General features: G+C 60.5%; 21 protein-coding genes. 9 read left to right on the plus strand and 12 right to left on the minus strand.

Features of this window, described 5'->3' with window-relative positions; translation table 11 throughout:
* Positions 1–147 precede the first annotated feature (147 nt).
* From J1G34_RS17730 to J1G34_RS17745, 4 genes are all read left to right on the plus strand, one after another.
* Entirely contained in the window at positions 148–1,953 is a 1,806-nt protein-coding gene (locus J1G34_RS17730; RefSeq protein ID WP_065885477.1) for a phenylacyl-CoA dehydrogenase, read from the plus strand.
* 341 nt (positions 1,954–2,294) lie between these two features.
* Positions 2,295–3,584 (plus strand): GGDEF domain-containing protein, encoded by a 1,290-nt coding sequence (locus tag J1G34_RS17735; protein ID WP_222994424.1) that lies wholly within the window; start codon positions 2,295–2,297, stop codon positions 3,582–3,584.
* 90 nt (positions 3,585–3,674) lie between these two features.
* Positions 3,675–5,444, plus strand: a complete 1,770-nt coding sequence (locus J1G34_RS17740) for an acyl-CoA dehydrogenase C-terminal domain-containing protein (protein WP_128876019.1) — start codon at positions 3,675–3,677, stop codon at positions 5,442–5,444.
* A 145-nt stretch (positions 5,445–5,589) separates the two neighbouring features.
* Positions 5,590–7,368 carry an acyl-CoA dehydrogenase C-terminal domain-containing protein gene (locus tag J1G34_RS17745; RefSeq protein WP_065894139.1) on the plus strand — a complete coding sequence of 593 codons (1,779 nt, stop codon included), beginning with the start codon at positions 5,590–5,592 and terminating at the stop codon, positions 7,366–7,368.
* 226 nt (positions 7,369–7,594) lie between these two features.
* On the opposite strand, the gene J1G34_RS17750 is transcribed toward J1G34_RS17745, so the two are convergent.
* Positions 7,595–8,494, minus strand: a complete 900-nt coding sequence (locus J1G34_RS17750) for a LysR family transcriptional regulator (RefSeq protein ID WP_065885481.1) — start codon at positions 8,492–8,494, stop codon at positions 7,595–7,597.
* 209 nt (positions 8,495–8,703) lie between these two features.
* On the opposite strand from J1G34_RS17750, the gene J1G34_RS17755 reads away from it, so the two are divergent.
* From J1G34_RS17755 to J1G34_RS17770, 4 genes are all read left to right on the plus strand, one after another.
* On the plus strand, positions 8,704–9,966 hold the full coding sequence (locus tag J1G34_RS17755; protein WP_122463034.1) for an aspartate aminotransferase family protein: 1,263 nt from the start codon (positions 8,704–8,706) through the stop codon (positions 9,964–9,966).
* Between the two features lie 223 nt (positions 9,967–10,189).
* Positions 10,190–10,555, plus strand: coding sequence for a type II toxin-antitoxin system RelE/ParE family toxin (locus J1G34_RS17760; protein WP_222994425.1), 366 nt, complete (start codon positions 10,190–10,192; stop codon positions 10,553–10,555).
* A complete protein-coding gene (locus J1G34_RS17765) occupies positions 10,539–10,859 on the plus strand; it encodes a helix-turn-helix domain-containing protein (protein WP_065885484.1) in 321 nt (106 codons plus the stop codon). Before J1G34_RS17760 ends, J1G34_RS17765 begins: the two co-directional genes overlap by 17 nt.
* 93 nt (positions 10,860–10,952) lie before the next feature.
* Complete coding sequence (locus tag J1G34_RS17770) at positions 10,953–11,111, plus strand: YqaE/Pmp3 family membrane protein (RefSeq protein WP_003194776.1); 159 nt, start codon at positions 10,953–10,955, stop codon at positions 11,109–11,111.
* Positions 11,112–11,116: 5 nt separating this feature from the next.
* On the opposite strand, the gene pqqE is transcribed toward J1G34_RS17770, so the two are convergent.
* The 9 genes from pqqE to J1G34_RS17815 form a co-directional block, all read right to left on the minus strand.
* Positions 11,117–12,298 carry a pyrroloquinoline quinone biosynthesis protein PqqE gene (pqqE, locus tag J1G34_RS17775; RefSeq protein WP_065894145.1) on the minus strand — a complete coding sequence of 394 codons (1,182 nt, stop codon included), beginning with the start codon at positions 12,296–12,298 and terminating at the stop codon, positions 11,117–11,119.
* The gene (pqqD, locus tag J1G34_RS17780; protein WP_065885486.1) at positions 12,240–12,515 is read right to left on the minus strand and encodes a pyrroloquinoline quinone biosynthesis peptide chaperone PqqD; all 276 of its coding nucleotides are present in this window, start codon (positions 12,513–12,515) and stop codon (positions 12,240–12,242) included. Before pqqD ends, pqqE begins: the two co-directional genes overlap by 59 nt.
* Positions 12,512–13,264, minus strand: a complete 753-nt coding sequence (gene pqqC / locus J1G34_RS17785) for a pyrroloquinoline-quinone synthase PqqC (RefSeq protein WP_065885487.1) — start codon at positions 13,262–13,264, stop codon at positions 12,512–12,514. Before pqqC ends, pqqD begins: the two co-directional genes overlap by 4 nt.
* A 10-nt stretch (positions 13,265–13,274) precedes the next feature.
* Positions 13,275–14,186: a pyrroloquinoline quinone biosynthesis protein PqqB gene (gene pqqB / locus J1G34_RS17790; RefSeq protein ID WP_065894149.1), complete on the minus strand. Its 912-nt coding sequence runs from the start codon at positions 14,184–14,186 to the stop codon at positions 13,275–13,277.
* Positions 14,187–14,256: 70 nt separating this feature from the next.
* Complete coding sequence (pqqA, locus tag J1G34_RS17795; protein ID WP_003194766.1) at positions 14,257–14,331, minus strand: pyrroloquinoline quinone precursor peptide PqqA; 75 nt, start codon at positions 14,329–14,331, stop codon at positions 14,257–14,259.
* Positions 14,332–14,490: 159 nt separating this feature from the next.
* Complete coding sequence (pqqF, locus tag J1G34_RS17800) at positions 14,491–16,866, minus strand: pyrroloquinoline quinone biosynthesis protein PqqF (protein WP_222994426.1); 2,376 nt, start codon at positions 16,864–16,866, stop codon at positions 14,491–14,493.
* Positions 16,867–16,914: 48 nt separating this feature from the next.
* On the minus strand, positions 16,915–17,709 hold the full coding sequence (locus J1G34_RS17805) for a carbon-nitrogen hydrolase family protein (protein ID WP_065894153.1): 795 nt from the start codon (positions 17,707–17,709) through the stop codon (positions 16,915–16,917).
* Positions 17,710–17,719: 10 nt separating this feature from the next.
* Positions 17,720–19,402: a flavin monoamine oxidase family protein gene (locus J1G34_RS17810; RefSeq protein WP_065885542.1), complete on the minus strand. Its 1,683-nt coding sequence runs from the start codon at positions 19,400–19,402 to the stop codon at positions 17,720–17,722.
* Between the two features lie 167 nt (positions 19,403–19,569).
* Positions 19,570–20,016: an Lrp/AsnC family transcriptional regulator gene (locus J1G34_RS17815; RefSeq protein WP_065885491.1), complete on the minus strand. Its 447-nt coding sequence runs from the start codon at positions 20,014–20,016 to the stop codon at positions 19,570–19,572.
* Positions 20,017–20,279: 263 nt separating this feature from the next.
* Here J1G34_RS17815 and J1G34_RS17820 point away from each other — a divergent pair, with 263 nt between their 5' ends.
* Positions 20,280–20,528 (plus strand): CsbD family protein, encoded by a 249-nt coding sequence (locus J1G34_RS17820; protein WP_065885492.1) that lies wholly within the window; start codon positions 20,280–20,282, stop codon positions 20,526–20,528.
* 164 nt (positions 20,529–20,692) lie between these two features.
* Here J1G34_RS17820 and J1G34_RS17825 read toward each other — a convergent pair whose 3' ends face one another.
* The gene (locus J1G34_RS17825; RefSeq protein ID WP_122463041.1) at positions 20,693–20,980 is read right to left on the minus strand and encodes a type II toxin-antitoxin system RelE family toxin; all 288 of its coding nucleotides are present in this window, start codon (positions 20,978–20,980) and stop codon (positions 20,693–20,695) included.
* 9 nt (positions 20,981–20,989) lie between these two features.
* Positions 20,990–21,280 (minus strand): Phd-YefM, encoded by a 291-nt coding sequence (locus tag J1G34_RS17830; RefSeq protein ID WP_065894157.1) that lies wholly within the window; start codon positions 21,278–21,280, stop codon positions 20,990–20,992.
* Positions 21,281–21,286: the final 6 nt, after the last annotated feature.

Consider the following 21,286-nt stretch of genomic DNA (forward strand, 5'->3'; position numbering starts at 1 on the left):
GCGCCATTGACCCGCATCAAGACAAACGGCGTCGGGCCGACGCTTGACAACCCCAGGTCGTAAACGTATGTTTCAAACACCTGTTTGACCGCCATCATCCTTTCACGCGGTTGTTCATCCCAGATACATCAGCAGAGGTTTATCGCTATGCCTGACTACAAGGCCCCCTTGCGTGATATTCGCTTCGTTCGTGACGAACTGCTCGGTTATGAAGCGCACTATCAGAGCCTGCCGGCTTGCCAGGACGCTACCCCGGACATGGTTGACGCCATTCTCGAAGAAGGCGCCAAGTTCTGTGAGCAAGTGCTGGCGCCGCTGAACCGCGTGGGTGACATCGAAGGGTGTACCTGGAGCGAGTCAGGCGTTAAAACCCCTGCCGGTTTCAAAGAAGCCTACAAACAGTTCGTCGAAGGCGGCTGGCCAAGCCTGGCCCATGACGTGGAGCACGGTGGCCAAGGCCTGCCGGAGTCCCTGGGCCTTGCCGTGAGTGAAATGGTCGGCGAAGCCAACTGGTCGTGGGGCATGTACCCAGGCCTGTCCCACGGCGCGATGAACACTATTTCCGAGCACGGCACGCCGGAGCAGCAAGAGGCCTACCTGACCAAGCTGGTGTCGGGCGAGTGGACCGGCACCATGTGCCTGACCGAGCCGCACTGCGGCACCGACCTGGGCATGCTGCGCACCAAGGCCGAACCTCAGGCTGACGGCTCCTACAAAGTCTCCGGCACCAAGATCTTCATCTCGGCCGGTGAGCACGACATGGCCGACAACATCGTCCACATCGTACTGGCGCGCCTGCCCGATGCACCGGCCGGTACCAAGGGTATCTCGCTGTTTATCGTGCCCAAATTCCTGCCCAACGCCGATGGTTCGATCGGTGAGCGCAACGCGGTGACCTGTGGCTCCCTGGAGCACAAGATGGGCATCCACGGCAACGCCACCTGCGTGATGAACTTCGACGCGGCCACCGGTTACCTGATCGGCCCGGCGAACAAAGGCCTGAATTGCATGTTCACCTTCATGAACACCGCTCGCCTGGGAACCGCGCTGCAAGGCCTGGCCCACGCCGAGATCGGTTTCCAGGGTGGCCTGAAATATGCGCGTGACCGCCTGCAAATGCGTTCCCTGACCGGCCCGAAAGCGCCGGAAAAAGCCGCCGACCCGATCATCGTGCACCCTGACGTGCGCCGCATGCTGCTGACCATGAAAGCCTTCGCCGAAGGCAACCGTGCGATGGTGTACTTCACCGCCAAGCAAGTGGACATCGTCAAGTACGGCACCGATGACGAAGCCAAGAAACAGGCCGATGGCCTGCTGGCCTTCATGACCCCGATCGCCAAGGCGTTCATGACCGAAGTCGGTTTCGAGTCCGCCAACCACGGCGTACAGATCTACGGCGGTCACGGCTTTATCGCCGAGTGGGGCATGGAGCAGAACGTTCGCGACAGCCGCATTTCGATGCTGTACGAAGGCACCACCGGTATCCAGGCCCTCGACCTGCTCGGCCGTAAAGTGCTGATGACCCAGGGCGAAGCGCTCAAGGGTTTCACCAAGATCGTGCACAAGTTCTGCCAGGCCAACGAAGGCAACGAAGCCGTCAAGGAATTCGTTGCGCCGCTGGCGGCGCTGAACAAAGAGTGGGGCGAGCTGACCATGAAGGTCGGCATGGCTGCGATGAAAGACCGTGAAGAAGTCGGCGCCGCCTCGGTGGACTACCTGATGTATTCCGGTTATGCCTGCCTGGCTTACTTCTGGGCCGACATGGCGCGCCTGGCTGCCGAGAAACTGGCCGCCGGCACCAGCGAAGAGGCGTTCTACACCGCCAAGCTGCAGACCGCGCGCTTCTACTTCCAGCGCATCCTGCCGCGTACCCGCACCCATGTAGCGACCATGCTGTCGGGCGCCAAAAACCTGATGGACATGAAAGAAGAAGACTTCGGCCTGGCTTACTAAGCCTTACCGGGTTCAGAAAAACCGCTTCCTTCCGGGGAAGCGGTTTTTTTTGTGTGTGCGAAGGCCGCTGACCAAGCATTGAAATGCGGTGAATGTGGGAGGGGGCTTGCTCCCGATTGCGGTATGTCAGCTACACGATTCGGCGGCTGTCACACTGCAATCGGGAGCAAGCCCCCTCCCACATGCGTTCTGTGCCGATCCGAAAAATGCGCGCTGACGCTAAGGCTTTAATGAAGCGTGCCGTTACAGTGATGGCAATGTGATACAGGTCGGACGGGTTGTGTTTAACTGGCTGTGTAGAAGCACCATGCCATTACTTTTTGCGGGTCGGAGTTCTACCCTTGTTACGCGTGTCCGCTGTGCGGTTCAGTCATTTCCTACCCTCGTTGCTGCTGTTGATGGCTGGGCTCTCGGCTGCTTATCTCAAGGACCTCAACGTTTTCTTCACCTCGCTGTTCAACGTGCTGCCGACCCTGGTGCTGTTGCTCGGCGGAGCGTACTGCGCGGTGTATCGGCGCCAGCGTGAGTTGTTCCTGATGGTCACGGTGTACGTCGTCTATTTCCTGCTGGACACCCAGACCGATTTCTACCGCGACAATGGTCGCGTGCGCGAAGACGCCGCCGTCGTGTTTCACCTGTGCTGCCTGCTGCTGCCCTTGCTGTTCAGCGTGTACGCGCTGTGGCAGGAAAAGACTCACCTGTTCCGTGACTTCGTCGCGCGTTGCGCGGTGCTGTTGGCCGTCGGCAGCGTGGCGTTTGCGCTGGAGCAACGTTACCCACAGGGCGTGCTGGACTGGCTGGCCGAGATTCGCTGGCCGGCGCTGCATGGCGCGTGGATGAGCTTGATCCAGCTTTCATACCCGATGTTTCTGATTGGCTTTATCACCCTGGCCGCCCAGTACTGGTATCAGCCGCGCCCGCTGCACGCTGCGCAATTGGTGGGGTTGCTGGGGATGTTCTGGATGCTGCCGCAAACCTTCATCCTGCCGTTTACGCTCAACATCATGTGCAGCCAGGTGATGCTGATGATCGCTGCCGGTGTGGCGCATGAGGCGTATCAAATGGCCTTTCGCGATGAGCTGACCGGCTTGCCGGGCCGCCGCGCCCTGAACGAACGCATGCAGCGGCTGGGGCGCAACTATGTGTTGGCGATGAGCGATGTGGACCACTTCAAGCGTTTCAACGATACCCACGGCCATGACGTGGGCGACCAGGTGTTGCGCCTGGTGGCGAGCAAACTGTCCAAGGTCAGCGGCGGCGGGCGCGCCTACCGTTACGGCGGTGAAGAGTTCGCCGTGGTGTTTGCCGGCAAGAGCCTGGATGAATGCCTGCCGCACCTGGAGGCGATCCGCGAAAGCATCGCCAGCTATGCGATCAAGTTGCGCAACCCGGACCGCCCCAATGACGACCATCAAGGTCGCCAGCGTCGGGCCGCCAGTGGTGCGTCCAGTGTGTCGGTGACGGTCAGCATCGGCGTGGCCGAACGTCAGGCCGAGCAGCGTAGTCCTGAAGAAGTGCTCAAGTGCGCCGATCAGGCGCTCTATGCCGCCAAGGGCGCCGGGCGCAATTGCGTGATCGCGGCCGGGCAGAACCGTCGCGGCGCCGTGCGCATGGAAAGCGCTGCCGGTTGAGTAATGGCGCTGTATTCAGCAGCGCTACAGTGATTGTTCGCGGCGTTGGCCGGCAGTAGGTTGAGTCCATCTGCCGCCGGAGACATCGCCATGCCTGAGTACAAAGCTCCCCTGCGCGACATGCGCTTTCTGATCGATAACGTGTTCGATTTCCATGGTCACTACGCGGCCCTGGGCGCGACGGACGCCAGCCCCGACATGGTCAGTGCGATTCTCGAAGAAGGCGCGAAGTTCTGCGAAAACGTCCTCGCGCCGCTCAATCGCAGCGGCGACGAGGAGGGCTGCCATTTTGACAATGGCGTCGTGACCACGCCCAAGGGGTTCAAGCAAGCCTTCGCCCAGTACGTCGAAGGCGGCTGGCACGGCGTGGCGGCGGACCCGGCCTACGGCGGCCAGGGGTTGCCGCAGTCCCTCGGGCTGGTGCTGAGCGAGATGATCGGCTCCAGCAATACGTCCTGGGGCATGTACCCGGGCCTGACCCACGGCGCAATGTCGGCGATTCACGCCCACGGCACCGACGAACAGAAAGCCACGTACCTGCACAAACTCACCGCCGGCGAGTGGACCGGCACCATGTGCCTGACCGAAGCCCACTGCGGCACCGACCTGGGTTTGATCAAGACTCGCGCCGTTCCCCAGGCCGATGGCAGTTATGCGCTCACCGGCAGCAAGATCTTCATCTCGGCCGGTGAGCACGACATGAGTGCCAATATCATCCATCTGGTGCTGGCCAAGCTGCCGGATGCACCGGCGGGGACCAAAGGCATCTCGTTGTTCATCGTGCCCAAGTTTCATGCCGATTCCGGCGAACGCAACGCCGTGCAGTGCGGCTCCATCGAACACAAGATGGGCATCAAGGCTTCGGCCACCTGTGTGCTGAACTTCGACGGCGCCAGGGGTTTCCTGATTGGCGAAGCCAACAAAGGCCTCAACTGCATGTTCACCATGATGAACCACGCGCGCCTGGGCACCGGGATGCAGGGGCTGTGCAATGGCGAGGCAAGCTTTCAGGGCGCGATCAAATATGCCGGGGAGCGCCTGCAAATGCGCTCGCTGACCGGCGCCAAGTCCCCGGACAAACCCGCCGACCCGATCATCGTGCATGCTGATGTACGTCGCATGTTGCTGACCATGAAAGCCTTCAACGAGGGCAACCGTGCGCTGACCTACTTCACCGCCCAGTTGCTCGACACCGCGCACTTGAGCCGCGACGCCGCCCAGCGCCAGGAGGCCGAGGACCTGTTGGCCTTCCTCACGCCGATCTGCAAAGCCTTCATGACCGAAACCGGGCTGGAGGTGACCAACCACGGTATGCAAGTGTTCGGCGGCCATGGCTATATTCGCGAGTGGGGCATGGAGCAACTGGCGCGTGATGCGCGGATTGCGCCGATCTACGAAGGCACCAACGGCATCCAGGCGCTCGATCTGCTGGGGCGCAAGGTGCTGGGCAGCCAGGGCAAGTTGCTGCGCGGCTTTACCAGAATCGTGCATAAGTTCTGTGCCGCCAATGCCGAACATCCGCAACTCAAGGCCCATGTCGAACAGCTCAATCAGTTGAACCAGCAATGGGGCGAGCTGACGCTGAAGGTCGGTACGGCGGCGATGAGCAATCCCGACGAAGTGGGAGCGGCGGCCATGGACTACCTGATGTACAGCGGCTACATCATCCTCGCCTACCTGTGGCTACGCATGGCGATTGCGGCGCAGGCGCACGACGACCCAGGGTTTGCCCAGGCCAAGCAGGCCACGTGTGACTTTTATTTCAAGCGCCTGTTACCGCGCACCACGATGCACAGGGCAGCAGTGGAGGCGGGCAGCGAATGCCTGATGAGCCTGCCGGCGCAGGCATTCGCATTGTAAACGTGCGGCAACAGCCTGGTTCGTGACTTACAAATACTTGTCGGTCACGAACGGACCCTATGTGTCTTAAAAGTTGTTCGGGTACACTCGGAGCCTGTAAAACCGATCCTATCGAATCACTTTTCACGTTCTCACGAGGTTTGCCATGGCTGATTACAAAGCGCCGTTGCGTGATATGCGCTTCGTCCTCAACGAAGTTTTTGACGTCGCCACCACCTGGGCGCAGTTGCCTGCCCTGGCAGACACGGTTGACGCCGAAACCGTTGAAGCCATCCTCGAAGAGGCCGGCAAGGTCACCGCCAAGTCCATCGCGCCGTTAAGCCGTGGCGGTGATGAGCAAGGCTGCCGCTGGGTGGACGGTGCCGTCAGCACGCCGGACGGTTTCCCACAGGCTTACGCGACCTATGCCGAAGGTGGCTGGGTGGGCGTCGGCGGCGATCCGGTGTATGGCGGTATGGGCATGCCCAAGGCGGTGTCGGCGCAGGTCGAGGAGATGATCAACTCGTCCAGCCTGGCGTTCGGCCTGTACCCGATGTTGACCTCGGGCGCTTGCGTGTCGATCAATACCCACGCCAGCGACGAACTCAAGGCCACCTACCTGCCGAAGATGTATTCCGGCGAATGGGCCGGTTCCATGTGCCTGACCGAAGCCCATGCTGGTACCGACCTGGGCATGATTCGCACCAAGGCCGAGCCGCAGGCGGATGGTTCCTACAAAGTCAGCGGCACCAAGATTTTCATTACCGGCGGTGAACACGACCTGACCGAAAACATCATCCACTTGGTGTTGGCCAAGCTACCGGATGCGCCGGCGGGGCCCAAGGGCATTTCGCTGTTCCTGGTCCCCAAGTTCATGGTGAACGCCGACGGCAGCCTCGGTGCCCGCAACCCGGTGACCTGCGGCTCGATCGAACACAAGATGGGCATCCAGGCCTCCGCGACGTGCGTGATGAACTTCGACGAAGCCGTCGGCTACCTCGTCGGTGAGCCCAACCGTGGCTTGGCGGCGATGTTCACCATGATGAACTACGAGCGCCTGGGGGTAGGTATCCAGGGCCTGGCTTCCGGCGAGCGCTCCTATCAGAACGCGATTGAATATGCCCGAGATCGGGTGCAGAGCCGTTCGCCATTGGGCGCCCAAGCCAAGGATAAACCGGCCGATCCGATCATCGTGCACCCGGACGTGCGCCGCATGCTGCTGACCATGAAGGCGGCGAACGAGGGCGGTCGTGCGTTCTCCACCTATGTGGCCACGCAGTTGGACATCGCCAAATTCAGCGAAGACGCTGCTGCCCGTGAGCGCGCCGACAACCTGGTGGCGCTGCTGACGCCGGTCGCCAAGGCGTTTCTCAGCGACCTGGGCCTGGAAACCACCGTGCTCGGCCAGCAAGTGTTCGGTGGCCACGGCTACATTCGCGAGTGGGGTCAGGAGCAATTGGTGCGTGACGTGCGCATCACCCAGATCTACGAAGGCACCAATGGTATCCAGGCACTGGATTTGATGGGGCGCAAGATTGTCGGCAGCGGCGGCGCGTTCTACACCTTGTTCGCCGATGAGATCCGCCAGTTCATCGCCAGTGCCGGCGCGCAACTGGGCGAGTTCACCCGCCCGCTCGGCGCGGCGGTGGACAACCTGGACGAATTGACCGCCTGGGTGCTGGACCGTGCCAAGACCAATCCGAATGAAATCGGCGCGGCATCGGTGGAATACCTGCACGCGTTTGGTTACATGGCGTATGCCTATATGTGGGCACGCATGGCCAAGGCCGCGTTGGGCAAAGAGGCCGAAGACGATTTCTATGCCAGCAAGCTGGGCACGGCGCGCTTTTACTTTGCGCGCCTGTTGCCGCGTATTCATTCGTTGAGCGCGTCGGTGAAGGCCGGTAGCGAGTCGCTGTTCCTGATGGATGAAGCACTGTTCTAGGGGCGAAGCGTGCGTGTAAGCAATCTCTTACATGACGTGCTGCTAATCGTCCTCTATCGCCAAATTGGATCCACGGATAATCTACTTCACATGGACGTCGCGCAGGAAGCGCAAAGCAACAACACGGACACGTAGGATTCTGCCAGGATGGCGGAGTGAAATGGATGTCAGGGAAACAGTCTGCAAAGCCCCGCTTCGGCGGGGTTTTCTTTTGCCCGCGAAAAAGTCAGGCGCCCGCCTGCGGGGCATTCATCACGTCTTCGAGCAACGTGCGCAGCAACGCCACCGTCGCTTGCTGGCGCTGCACGTCACGGCACACCAAACCGACTTTCAACGGCACCCTGGGTTCGCTCAAGGGTTTCCACAGCAGCGACTGGCTGTTGTGTTCGTCCTGGGAACGCCCCGGCAACACAGTGGCCAACTGCGTATGAGGCAGGCTGTCGAGAATCCCCGCCATGGTATTGAGCTCGGCCTGCACCTGCGGGCGTCGGCCCAGGTTGGCCAACTGACCCTGCCAGATCTGCCGTACCTGGAATTCCTCCCCCAGCAGCAACATCGGCAACTCCGCTGCCTGTTTCAGCGAGACCTTCTTGAATTCCCGCAAGGGATGTTGCTCAGGGATGACCACCTTCAATTCATCCTCGTACAACAACACGCCATGCAGGCCCGGTTGGCGGGGTGGCAGGTAGCTGATGCCGATGTCCAGCGAGCCGTTGAGCAGCCGCCGCTCGATCTCAAGCCCGGTCAATTCGTAGATCTGCACGACCAGGTGCGGTTGGGCCTTGCGCACCCGCTCGAGCATTTGCGGCACCAGGCTGGTGTGCACGGTTTGCAGCACACCGATGGCCAAGGTGCGCATCGCCTGGCCCTTGAAGTTACGCAACGCCTCCACGGCTTGCTGCATGCCGTCGATCAGGGGCAAGGCGTGGTTGTACAGCGTGTGTGCGGCGAGTGTGGGGAGCAGGCGCTTGCTGCTGCGTTCGAACAGGCTCACGTCGAGGTTCTGCTCCAGTTGGCGAACCTGCTGCGATAAGGCCGGCTGGGAGATCGACAGACGCTCTGCGGCACGCCCTACGTGGCCTTCCTCATAAACCGCGACGAAATAACGCAGTTGCTTGAAATCCATAAGATTTGCTTATCGAAAAAGCTGGAAAATCGAAATGGCCGTTGGCCTCCGAGCGGCCTAGTCTAGCGCCTATTCGCAGGGCTTACAGGGCCGAATCGGGCAATGACTCACGTTTTTGGTAATGGCGTTTACATAGGCAAGACAAAACACCGCGTCGCGCTGTTGGTACCCGACACCTACCCAGGTGCGGTTGCTATCGGGGCTGAACTGTGAACCTGTTCCGGCGTCCGGCGCCCAGTCTTGACGACCTGGTACTTCATGCTCAGCCTGATGATTTTTCCAACCAATGCCTGATGCCCACTGTCGCGCGTCCCTGCGAGGTGTTCGTCCAGGGTCAAGGCGCCTGGCTTTCGGACAGTAACGGCCGTGCCTACCTGGATTTCAGCCAGGGCGGCGGCGCCAACAGCCTCGGCCATAGCCCACAAGCGGTGCGCGACGCCATCACCGAACAGATGCAAACCGTGATCAACCCGGGCATGGGCTTGTACAACCGGGCGCAGCTCGACCTGGTTGATCGCCTGTGCCATCACACCGGCAGCGATCAGGCCTACCTGCTCAACAGCGGTGCCCAGGCCTGCGAAGCCGCAATCAAACTGGCGCGCAAATGGGGCCAACTGCATCGCGGCGGCGCTTATCACATCATTACGGTGAGCAACGGCTGCCACGGCCAGAGCTTCGCCGCGATGTCGGCTTCGGCCGTTGCCTGGGAAAACCGTTTCGAGCCGCAATTGCCGGGTTTCAGTCATGTACCTTTCAACGATCTGCCGGCTTTGCACGCCGCCGTCGATGCGCATACCGTCGCCATCATGCTGGAGCCGATCCAAAGCGCCGCCGGTGTCATCCCTGCGACCGAACACTACCTCAAGGGCGTCGAACGTCTGTGCCGCGAACTGGGCATCCTGCTGATTCTCGATGAAGTGCAAACCGGGATCGGCCGCTGCGGCAGTCTGCTCGCCGAGCAGCAATATGGCATTCGCGCCGACATCATTACCCTCGGCAAAGGCCTGGGCGGTGGCGTGCCGCTGGCGGCGTTGCTGGCACGCGGCACCGCCTGTTGCTTCGAAACGGGCGAGCTGGACGGTACCCATCACGGCAATGCGCTGATGGCCGCAGCGGGGATCGCGGTGCTCGAGGCCGTGTTGACCGACGGCTTTCTCGAACACGTACGCGAATCCGGCCTCTACCTGGCAGAAGGCCTTACCCGCCTGGCCTACCGTTACGAGCATGGGCAACTGCGCGGCAACGGACTGATATGGGGCCTGACGCTGTCGGACGATTGCGCGGCTGCGGTGGTAAAGGCCGCGCTGCACGAAGGCCTGATCCTCACGGCTGCGCAGCCGGATTCCCTGCGTTTCACCCCCGCCCTGAACATCGGTAAGAACCACATTGACGAAATGCTCCTACGCCTGGCCCGTGCCTTCTCTCGGGTACGCACCGCCCAACTGCAATGCCGCAAGGGCATTGCCGTCTGATCCCATTTCCTGAACCGTCTCGCGGGATACGCGGCGCCTCCAGCCTGATTCTTTTGGCTGGGGGCGTTTTTTTGCGTGCGTAATTTTTGGATTGAAAAGGTTGCTTGTGCGTCGTTGGAAACAATGGCTTTTTAGCGGGCTTCGGCAAGGAATGTCGATGGGGGCGCCCAACGCCCTCTTCTAATCTATACCACCGAGTGGTATGTTTTCGAGAAGGATTTTCATGAAGCTCAGATTGTTCAAAACTCGGAATTTTGCGAAAGCAGCCAGCAAAGCTTGGATAAGCGATTCTGAGCTAAAAGAAGCATTCAGCGATTTGCTGAACGGGCAGGCTGAAAATTTGGGCGCCGGCGTTTGGAAGAAGCGGCTGAACCAAAATCGCCATCGCTCCATTGTCCTGGCTAAAGGCAGGCACTACTGGGTCTACCAATTGCTGTTCGCCAAGCAGAGTCAGAGCAATATCAGTCAGCGTGAACTGGATGGCTTTCGGTTGCTGGCCAAGCTCTACGAAGACTTAAACCATGTCCAGATTCAGCAATTGCTGGATTTAAAAGAGTTTGTGGAGATACATCATGACCAGGAAATATAAAAGTGAGGCGCTTGAGTCTATTCACCAGTCCGCCGAAGCGCTTTATACAATTGGCGCCATCAGCAAAACCACGCTTCGTGAGTTCGACGAAACGTGTCTAGCAACGGTGCCTGCACATATGCCAGCCGAGCAGATCAAACACTTGCGTGAAAGCAGCCACGTCAGCCAGCCCGTGTTCGCGCGCTACCTGAACACCAGCGCATCGACTGTTAAGCAGTGGGAGTCCGGCGAAAAACAACCCAGCGGCATGGCGCTCAAGTTGTTGAGCATTGTTCAAAAGCATGGCCTGCAGATTCTGGCATGAGATGGCCCAATGCCAGAAACCACTGAACCCTCACGAAGCGCCAATGTCGATTAGCTACACGGCTCACACGAGCCGATTTTCTGGAGCTGACCCATGGACATCATTCGTATCATCATCGCCATTCTGCTGCCGCCACTGGGTGTGTTCCTGCAAGTAGGATTTGGCGGCGCATTCTGGCTGAACATCCTGCTGACCCTGTGCGGTTACTTCCCCGGCATCATTCACGCCGTGTACATCATCGCCAAGCGCTGAGGCCCTCAGCCTTTTGCGATGAGGCGTGAATTGCGCTCATTGCGAAACGCCAGCTGTTCAATGGTCTGGGTGGCATGTTCGGCTTCTTCCCGCGCTTGCAGGATGATGCCGTGCTGCTCGGACTTGCTGCACACCGGGTCTGCGTTACTCGCATCCCCGGTGAGCATGAAAGCCTGGCAGCGGCAGCCGCCGAAGTCCTTTTCCTTCTCATCGCATGAACGGCACGGCTCGGGCATCCAGTCGTAGCCGCGAAAGCGGTTGAAACCGAACGAGTCGTACCAGATGTGCTGCATGCTGTGGTCGCGCACATTGGGAAACTGCACCGGCATCTGTCGGGCACCATGACAGGGCAGGGCGGTACCGTCCGGCGTGACTGTCAGGAAAATACTGCCCCAGCCATTCATGCAGGCTTTCGGACGTTCTTCGTAGTAATCCGGCGTGACAAAAATCAACTTGCACGGGTGGCCTTCGGCTTCGAGCCTCGCGCGGTATTCGTTGGTGATGCGTTCGGCGCGCACCAGTTGTTCCCGGGTCGGCAATAACCCCACACGGTTGAGCTGTGCCCAGCCGTAGAACTGGCAAGTGGCAAGCTCGACAAAGTCCGCCTCAAGCGCGATACACAGCTCGATAATGCGGTCGATCTTGTCGATGTTATGCCGGTGGGTGACGAAGTTCAGCACCATCGGGTAACCGTGGGCTTTTACCGCGCGGGCCATTTCGAGTTTTTGCGCGAAGGCTTTCTTCGAACCGGCCAGCAGGTTGTTGACCTGTTCGTCGCTGGCCTGGAAGCTGATCTGGATATGGTCCAGGCCGGCCTTTTTGAAGTCGCTGATCTTCTGTTCGGTCAGGCCGATGCCGGAGGTGATCAGGTTGGTGTAGAAACCGAGCTTGCGCGCCTCGCCGATCAGCTCGGCCAGGTCCTGGCGCACCAGCGGTTCACCGCCGGAAAACCCAAGCTGCGCGGCGCCCATCTCGCGGGCCTCGCGAAATACCTTGATCCACTGTTCGGTGCTCAACTCCTTGCCCTGCTCGGCAAAATCCAGCGGGTTGGAACAGTACGGGCACTGCAGCGGGCAGCGGTAAGTCAGCTCGGCGAGCAGCCAGAGCGGCAGGCCGATAGCGGGTTTTTCAGGCAAGGGTGATCCAGTGCTCGGCACGGGCGACCTCCATGAATTGCTCGATGTCATCACCGAGTTCCGGCACGCCGGGGAATTGCTGGTCCAGCTCGGCGATGATGGCGGCCACGTCGCGCTCGCCGTCAATCAGTCCACCAATCAGCGCGGCGCTGTCGTTGAGCTTGATCATGCCTTCCGGGTAGAGCAGCACATGGCCTTTTTGTGCGGGCTCGTATTGATAGCGATAACCCGGGCGCCAGGTCGGTTTTTTGCTGCGATCAAAACTCATAGGGTGATCCCTTTATGCCAGACCCGCTCTGCGGTCACGCTGTGGTACGGCGGGCGGTTCAGTTCGTAGGCCATGCTCATGGCGTCGAGCATGCTCCACAGGATGTCCAGTTTGAACTGGAGAATTTCCAGCATGCGCTCCTGGCCTTCACGGGTGGTGTAGTGCTGCAGGGTGATCGCCAACCCGTGTTCCACATCACGACGGGCCTGGCCCAGCCGGGTGCGGAAGTATTCATAGCCGGCCGGGTCGATCCACGGGTAATGCTGCGGCCAGCTGTCGAGGCGCGACTGGTGGATCTGCGGCGCGAACAGTTCGGTCAACGAACTGCTGGCGGCCTCTTGCCAGCTGGCGCGGCGGGCGAAGTTGACGTAGGCATCCACCGCAAAGCGTACGCCGGGCAGCACCAGTTCCTGGGAGCGCAGTTGGTCGGGATCGAGGCCAACGGCCTGGCCCAAGCGCAGCCAGGCTTCGATGCCGCCGTCTTCTCCGGGCGCGCCATCGTGATCGAGCAGGCGCTGGATCCATTCACGGCGGATTTCCCGGTCCGGGCAGTTGGCCAGGATCGCGGCGTCCTTCAGGGGAATGTTCACCTGATAGTAGAAGCGGTTGGCGACCCAGCCCTGGATCTGCTCGCGGGTGGCGCGGCCGTCGTACATCGCCACATGGTAGGGGTGGTGGATGTGGTAGAAGGCGCCTTTGGCGCGCAGGGCCTGTTCGAATGCTTCAGGGGTCATCGGTGTATCAGTCATCTGAGGTCTCCTACAACTCAATGCTCATGCCGTCGTAGGCTACTTCGACATTTCGCCGCACCAGCTCGGCTCGCTCGGGGGAGTCTTCATCGAGGATCGGGTTGGTGTTGTTGATGTGGATAAGCACTTTGCGCTGCGTTGGCAACTGCTCCAGCACTTCGAGCATACCGCCAGGACCGTTCTGCGCCAGGTGGCCCATTTCGCGGCCGGTGCGAGTGCCGACGCCACGGCGCTGCATTTCGTCGTCGTCCCACATCGTGCCGTCCACCAGCAGGCAGTCGCTGCCGGCCATGATCTCCAGCAGCGGCGCGTCGACCTTGCCCAGGCCTGGGGCGTAGAACAGTTTGCCGCCGGTGCGCAGGTCTTCGACGATCAGGCCGATGTTGTCGCCCGGGTGCGGGTCGAAGCGATGCGGCGAATAAGGCGGCGCCGCGCTGCGCAGCGGCAGCGGGGTGAAGCGCAGGTTGGGGCACGCCTTGATGGTGAAGCTGGCGTCCAGCTCGATACGGTTCCAGGCCAGGCCGCCGTTCCAGTGAGTGAGCATGGTGAACAGCGGAAAGCCGGTACTCAGGTCTTCATGGACCATATCGGTGCACCACACCTGGTGCGGGCAACCCTCGCGCAGGCTCAGCAGGCCGGTGGTGTGGTCGATCTGGCTGTCCATCAGGATGATCGCGCCGATGCCGGTGTCACGCAGGGCGCGGCCCGGTTGCATCGGCGCAAACCCCTGCAACTGCGCGCGGATATCCGGCGACGCATTGCACAGCACCCAGTTCACACCATCGTCGGAAATCGCAATGGACGACTGGGTACGCGCCTGGGCCCGCAGGCTGCCATCACGAAAACCTGCGCAGTTCACGCAGTTGCAGTTCCACTGCGGGAAGCCACCGCCGGCGGCGGAACCTAGAATCTGGACAAACATGATCGCTCCATCAGCAAAGCTCAAAACAAAAACGCCCCGGGCGAACCGAGGCGTTGTAGTACCCAGCGAATTAACGGCTGGCGAAGTACATGGTGACTTCGAAACCGATGCGCAGATCGGTGTAGGCAGGTTTGGACCAGGTCATATTCATACTCCTATCAAGGGATGGGGATGTTCACTACCAAGTAGTACATATAGTCCACCTCCCATGGGAGATGTTCAGATATTGCGTGTGAATATTACGCAATTCTTTTCGAGTTAGCGCTGTCTTGAAAGAAAAAGCCTGTTGCAGGGTTGGCAACGATCAATCGGCCGAGTGCCACGCCCGTAGGGGGCACGGCCCGTTGGCGAGGCAACGCCAGCCGCCTGTGGCGTCGTTCAGCTGTTGAGCGGCGCGCTGTACATCTTGCCGCGAGCAGGTTTGTATCAAATCTTGTAATTGCTCCAGGTAGTCCGATGGGCGACCCGCCAGGTGCGCGTGCCACAGCAAATCGGCGGCTTGGGTGATAGGCAGTGACTGGACCCTGAATTGCTGCGCCAGAGCCTCGTTACCCATGTCGGCGCTGCGCTCGATCAATGACGGCAGTTGTGCCAGAAAGGTCTGCACCTGTTCGACGATTTCATCCAGGGAAGCGCTGGGGGACTGCACGCCGAACAGCAGGCCGGTTTGTCCATTGAGCTGTCGGATGCCGCTGAAAACCGCGTAGCCGATTTGTAGTTCAACGCGCAGGCGCTGATAGAACGGCCCTTGCAGCAGATGACCGAGCAAGCGCCAGGCGGCTTCATCGCTCAGGGCCTGGGTGGGTGTCGGGCAGAACAGCAACAGCGCTGCTTCGCCGGAATCGGTGTTTATCTCATGCCAGAGACGCTGGTCCTGGAGATTTTCAGGCGGATACTGAAGCGGTGCAGGTTGCCCAGGCAGTCGTGCCGAGGCGGTTTTGATGGCCGCTTCACAGGCTGCCGGTAAACCTGCGCCCAGCCCATGCCAACGCGCGGTGGCCCATGAGGCTGGGGTTGCCTGGGACGTTGGCTGAACACCGGCACAGCAACCGGGCAATGCCTTGAGCAGTTCGCGGATGGCGATCATCGGTGCCGAGGGCGGTGGCGGCAGATGTGCATCGGCAGTGGTCAAGCAGTGCGCCAGCACTTCGAGCACGGCGGGCATGGGTTCGTGGACGCCAAGCATTTTTACCTGCCAGTCATTGGCGATGGTTTCGAAACACAACTCGACACCTGCCTGAGCGGCACGCTCGCGCAGCGGCTGCAACAGGTTTTCCAGACCGGCAGGCACGCCGCAGTCAAATCGCCAGCGCAGGTACAGCGCGCCTTCGTCAGTGTCATTGGCCAAGGCCTGGCTGAAGGTCAGCGCCGACAGGTCCCGTCGTCCCCGTGAGCGATCCTGGGCGAATGTGCGCAAGCCACGGTGGGCGCTGGTCTGGCCGCGAATCAAGCCGGCCCGTTCTTCCTTGACGGGCGGGCGCAGGAACGGGTTATTCGGTGGAAGCTGCCACCCGCGCGTGGCAGGCGGCAGGTGCAAGGCGTCGAGCATGGCCTTGAGGGCTGCGAGGCTTTGCTCCGATAAATCTTCGGTGTCGTTGCGTGCCAGCGCCAGGGCGCCCTGGACCTGCTGCTGGCGCGCAGTGAGCAAGGCGAACTCTTCGCGTAACGGCGCCCAGTCGCTGTGTGCGAAAAAACTCAGCCAGTCGTACAACAGCGCCTCGATCTGTGTGGTCGAGTCGCTTTGGGTGTCGAGGGTAAAGTCGATATCCAGCACGGCCTGTCCGCCAAAGTGATACGGCACCGAGGCGTGCACTGCCGTTGCCAGGCGTCGATCCTTGAGTTCAGCGAGCAAGCCGCCCGGCGCCGCACTGTTGAGCCAGGTACAGAGAAACGCCAGCGCTTCGCGCGGTGCATCACAGGTGATGACCTGGTGCAGATGATGATCGGCAACGTGCTGATAGCCCCGCGCTTGCCCGTCCATCAGCGCCGGTGGCGCAGCCTGGGGATGCCGCGGGCCAGGGCTCAACTGCGTACTGAATCGCTGCGCCAGCGCTTCCAGGTCTTCCTGGGATTGCGGGCCGGCCAGGCTCAATGTCATCTGCCCGCTTTGATAGAAGCGCTGATGAAATTCGCGCAGCGCCTGCTGAAAGGCCTCACGTTCCACTGGCAGGCTGTCGCGATTGCCCGCATGAAAGCCGCGCAGCGGATGATCAGCGGCCAGGCCTTTCAGCAAGGCTACCTGTTGCTGCGCCTTGGCATCCCGAGACCATGCCACGAACTCCGCATGCAGCACTTCGCGCTCGCGCAGTTGGTCGTCAATGGCCAGGCGAGGGTGCGTCAGCATGTCGGCCAAGCGCACCAGCCCTTCGTCGAAGGTCGACACCGGCAGCTCGAAAAAGAACTCGGTGACGCGCTCCCGGGTGCTGGCATTCACTTGCCCGCCATGACGCCGTACGTAGGCCATCAGCCCTTCGCCTGTAGGAAAACGCTCAGTTCCCAGAAACAACAAGTGCTCTAGAAAATGCGCCAGCCCCGGCCATGCCAACGGCGCGTCATGACTGCCCGCCGCCACGCGTAAAACGGCGGCGCAGCGCTTCAAGCGCGGCGCATGGCGCAGGCAAAGGTGCAGGCCATTGGCCAAAGTCAGGTGCAGAGGGTGAGGGTGAACCGGCGCAGGCATGGGCACTTCCGAAACGGGGCAAGTGCCTATGCTAGCAAACCCGGTGGGTCAGGGCTTGTGCAGTGCGCCGTAAAGCTCGGGGCGACGGTCCTGCAAGTAGTGATTGGCGGCGCGGGCGTCGAGGATCGCTTGCCGCTCAAGCGTGCCGACGATCAACGTTTCATCCAGCCCCGCCTGGGCGATGCGCTGACCATCCGGCGCGGCAATGCTGCTTTGGCCGCAGTAGTGAATATCGCCCTCGTGCCCACAGTAATTGGCGTAGGCCACGAAACACTGGTTCTCGAACGCCCGCGCTCGCACGGTGACGTCGGCGACAAAGTCGAACGGCACCATATTGGCGGTGGGCACCAGGATCAACTCGGCACCGGCCAGGGCCAGGCGACGCGTGTTTTCCGGAAACTCCAGGTCGTAGCAAATCAGCAAACCCAGCTTCCAGCCGTTCAATTCCACCAACGGGAAGTCGTCGTCACCGGCGCTGAACATCGAATGGTCCAGGTCGCCAAACAGATGCGTCTTGCGGTAGTTGCACAGGCGTGTGCCGTGGGCGTCGATCAACTGCACGGCGTTGTAGACCTGGCCATCCTCGGTCCGCTCCGGATAACCGTACAGAATCGCCAACCCGGCACTTTGCGCGATGTCGGCAATGGTTTGGGCAGACTCGCCATTCTGAGCCTCGGCCAAGGCGCCTGCAGCCTCGGCGCCAATGTTGTAGCCCGTGAGGAACATCTCCGGCAACACGAGCACATCGGCTCCCGCTGCTTCGTGCGCCAGTTGCCGCAGGCGTGTGAGATTACCGGCGACATCCAGCGGCAGTGGCGGGCATTGGTACAGGGCGACACGCATGTCAGGCTCCTTATTCGGGCAGGGCGATGGGCCCAATTTCGTCAAACACATCGCCGGGCCCCGGGTTTTCCGGGTGGGTGCTGCCGCCGAAGTGGGTCATGATGCCCCACACCGCGTTCAGCGAGGTCTGCACCGCGCCTTCAACCCAGGCCGGTGTCCAGGAAACGTCGTCGCCGGCGATAAAAATCCCACGTTGCTCGGCGGGCATGTCCTTCTGCATGAAGTGCGCATACATGCGCTGGTTATACCGATAATGGCCGGGCAACGCGCCTTTGAAGGCACCGAGGAAATGCGGATCAGCTTCCCAGGACACAGTAATCGGGTCGCCGATGATGCGTGCCTTGATGTCGACTTTCGGGTAGATCTTGGCCAGCGCGTCGAGTGCCAGCTTGACCCGCTTGTCGATGGGCTGGGGCAACATTTTCAGCGCGTCGCTCATCCACGAGTAGGACAGGCAGATCACGCCCGGCTTGTCGTCGCCGTTATCGAACAGATAGGTGCCACGGGTCAGGCGGTCGGTGAGGGTCATGCTCATCAGGTCGCGGCCGGTTTGCGGGTCTTTGTCTTTCCAGAACGGGCGGTCGACCATGACGAAGGTTTTCGATGACTGCATGTAACGCGTGCGGTCCAGGGCCATCCACATTTTTTGCGAAAACAGGGTTTCGTCGCATTCGATCTGGGTGGTCAGCAGCCAGCTCTGGCAGGTGGTCAACACGGCGGCGTACTCGCGGGTGTCACCGTAGTTGTCGGTGACGGCGAAACGACCGTCGGCGGCGTGGGCGATGCGCTTCACCCCGGCCCGTGGCGCGCCTCTGTGCAATGAGCTGAGGCTGGTACCGGCGGGCCAGTGGGCACAGCGCTCGGGTACGTGACGCCAAATGCCCATGGGCACTTGCGCCACACCGCCGACCACCAGGTGTTGATGGTCGTCACAGTTGGTCATTACCACGCGGAAGATTTCCAGCATCGAGTTGGGGAAGTCCGAGTCCCAGCCGCCGGTGCCGAAACCGACCTGGCCGAAGACTTCGCGATGATGGAACGACAGCTTGGCGAACGCTTTGGAGGTGGCGACGAAATCGTAGAAGGTGCGGTCGTCCCACAGCGGCACCAGCTTATTCCACAGTGCCTTGAGGCGCGGCACGTCGCGGTCGCGGATCGCTTGCTGGATATCGCTGAACTGCGAACCGGCTTCCAGGGCGTCGGCCCAGGCGTCGGCCACTTCCTGGAACAGCGCGGGCAAGTCGGACAGTTTTTGCGCGTAGTGCGTCTGGCCTTCCAGATCGATAACGGTGCTGCCGGATGCCGGCGTCAGCGGGTTGGGGAAGGGTTTGGTTTCCAGGCCCAGTTTGTCCACATAGTGATAGAAGGCGGTGGACGACACTGGAAAACGCATCCCACCCAGCTCGGCGATAATGCCTTCGGCGCCTTCAAAAGCCTGGGAGCGCAGGCGACCGCCCATCTTCGAGGCTTCGTACACCACCGGCTTCAAGCCCAGCTTCATCAGTTCGTAGGCCGCCACCAGTCCCGCAATGCCGGCGCCTACGATCGCCACTTCAGCGCCGTGATTGGCGGCAGGAATACTGCCCAGGCCGGCGGGATGCTCGATCCAGTCATCAAAGGCAAACGGAAAATCCGGGCCGAAGATCGTGATGGGTTTTTTACCGTCAGTGGGGTGGCGATGGGGCTTGGCGATGCTGCTGGACGGAATGCTCATGGCTGACCTTACTGACGACTCGGCGGGAGAGGGCCCGTTGAGTATAGGAAAAGATGGCAGCCAGTTTAGGGAGCGTCGCGCTCGTTAATAAGACGCAATGTGTCGTCGGATTGCACTTATTTTAGTCATTATGACGAGCTGTTTGGTCAGATAGGTTGTCCACGGTCCAATTTGTTACTGAGAATGATCGAAGTCGTGGTTTTCTCCACACCATCGACACTGCCGATCTGATCGAGCAATTGATCCAGCTGCTCCGGCGACTCAGTGCGCAGCCACGCCACATAATCAAACTCGCCGCTCACCGCGCACAACTGCTGGACCTGAGCCATTGCACTCAACCTGCGCAGCACCTCCTTGCCCGAACGCGGCTGCACGGTAATCCCGACATAAGCCTGCAAACCGCCATCCGCCAAGCGCTGGCCCAGGCGCACGCCATAACCGGTAATCACCTGGGTTTTCTCCAGACGGGCCAGGCGCGACGTCACCGTGGTACGCGCAATGCCGAGTTGCCGGGCAAGCATTGCCACGCTTTCGCGAGCGTTGAGCTGCAAGGCGGCGATCAGTTGGCGGTCGATCTCGTCCAGGGTGGGCAAGGGGAGAAGCTCCAGTGCGGGGGTCGTGGGCATGCATGTTACAGGCTTGGTTCGGCTTACAGAACCGCTACGCCAGACACACGAAAGCCGCGCAATGCGCGGCTTTTTTTGGCTCAAGTGCCACCCTCCAACCGTGGTTTGGCCTCTCTGGCGCCTTATCTACTTTGAACTTATCCCAGACCCCATCCCCCTAAAGATTTGCAGATAACCCTGGCCCAGGCAGACCCTGGGTTTCCCACTTACACGCAAAGGTTTGGTGAGTTATGAAGAGTGAACAAGTCGAAGGCGTTACAGAGAAGCTTGCCGGCAAGGCACAGAGCGCCGTGGGTAAATTGTTTGGTGATTCGAAGCTGGAAGCCGAAGGTGCTGGGCGCCAAGCTGCCGGGCAACTGACTCAAACTTATGGCGACGCGCTGGACAGCGTATCGACTTTCGTTAAGGAAAAACCGGTTGCGGCCATCGCGATTGGTGCAGTGGCTCTGTTGGTGCTGGACCGTTTGTTGCGCCGTTGAGGTGAGTGGGGCCTCCCACGCCTGTTAACAGGCTGCCAATGGTGGGCTGCTGCATTCCGTGAACTCGTTTGTTATGGATGCTCGCGGCACGCTGGTGGGAGGCTCAAGTCTCTCAGTAATGGTTGTTACTGCCTCGTAACAAAGGGGAGCCCGCCATTGCGGGCTTAGACTCGTTTTTTAGCAGTGTCGTAAATTTCGCTGTCACGGCGAGCTCCGACAGCAACGATTAGAACCTCGATTTTCTTCCCATCGACCCGGTAGACGATTCGAGTGTCGCCCGTCCGGATTCTGCGACACCCAGCCAAGCTGCCGCTTAAAGGTTTTCCGCTTTTATCAGGCTCGCCGTTTTCAATCCTGTCTTCAATCACGTCAAGGATCCGGTTTGCCGCCGCAGAACCAAGCTTATCGAAGTCTTCTTCTGTATCCGGGTGGTATATGACGACCCAAGCCATCGCAAATCCTTAGTCTTTTCTGGCGTACCTGGTCCGCATATCTGCGTGGGAAATAGCCTTTTGTGGGTCGAAATTTGCCAATCGATCACGTGCCGTCGCTTCAATACGAAGGTCTTCAAGCTCATCAAGCATCTCTTGGTAAGCCTGGACGTTTACGATGACTGCTGCGGGCTCATTATCTTTGAACACAACCAGATGATCGGTGGTGCGGCTCGATACCTCTTTGAGCTTCGCACTGAATCCTCGAACCATCGCGGTAACCGATACGGCCTGATCAGCTCGCTCAAGCAACGCTGCCATGACTGT

This window comes from Pseudomonas sp. Wu6, from assembly GCF_019891515.1.
In the GTDB taxonomy this organism is placed as follows: Bacteria; Pseudomonadota; Gammaproteobacteria; order Pseudomonadales; family Pseudomonadaceae; genus Aquipseudomonas; species Aquipseudomonas orientalis_A.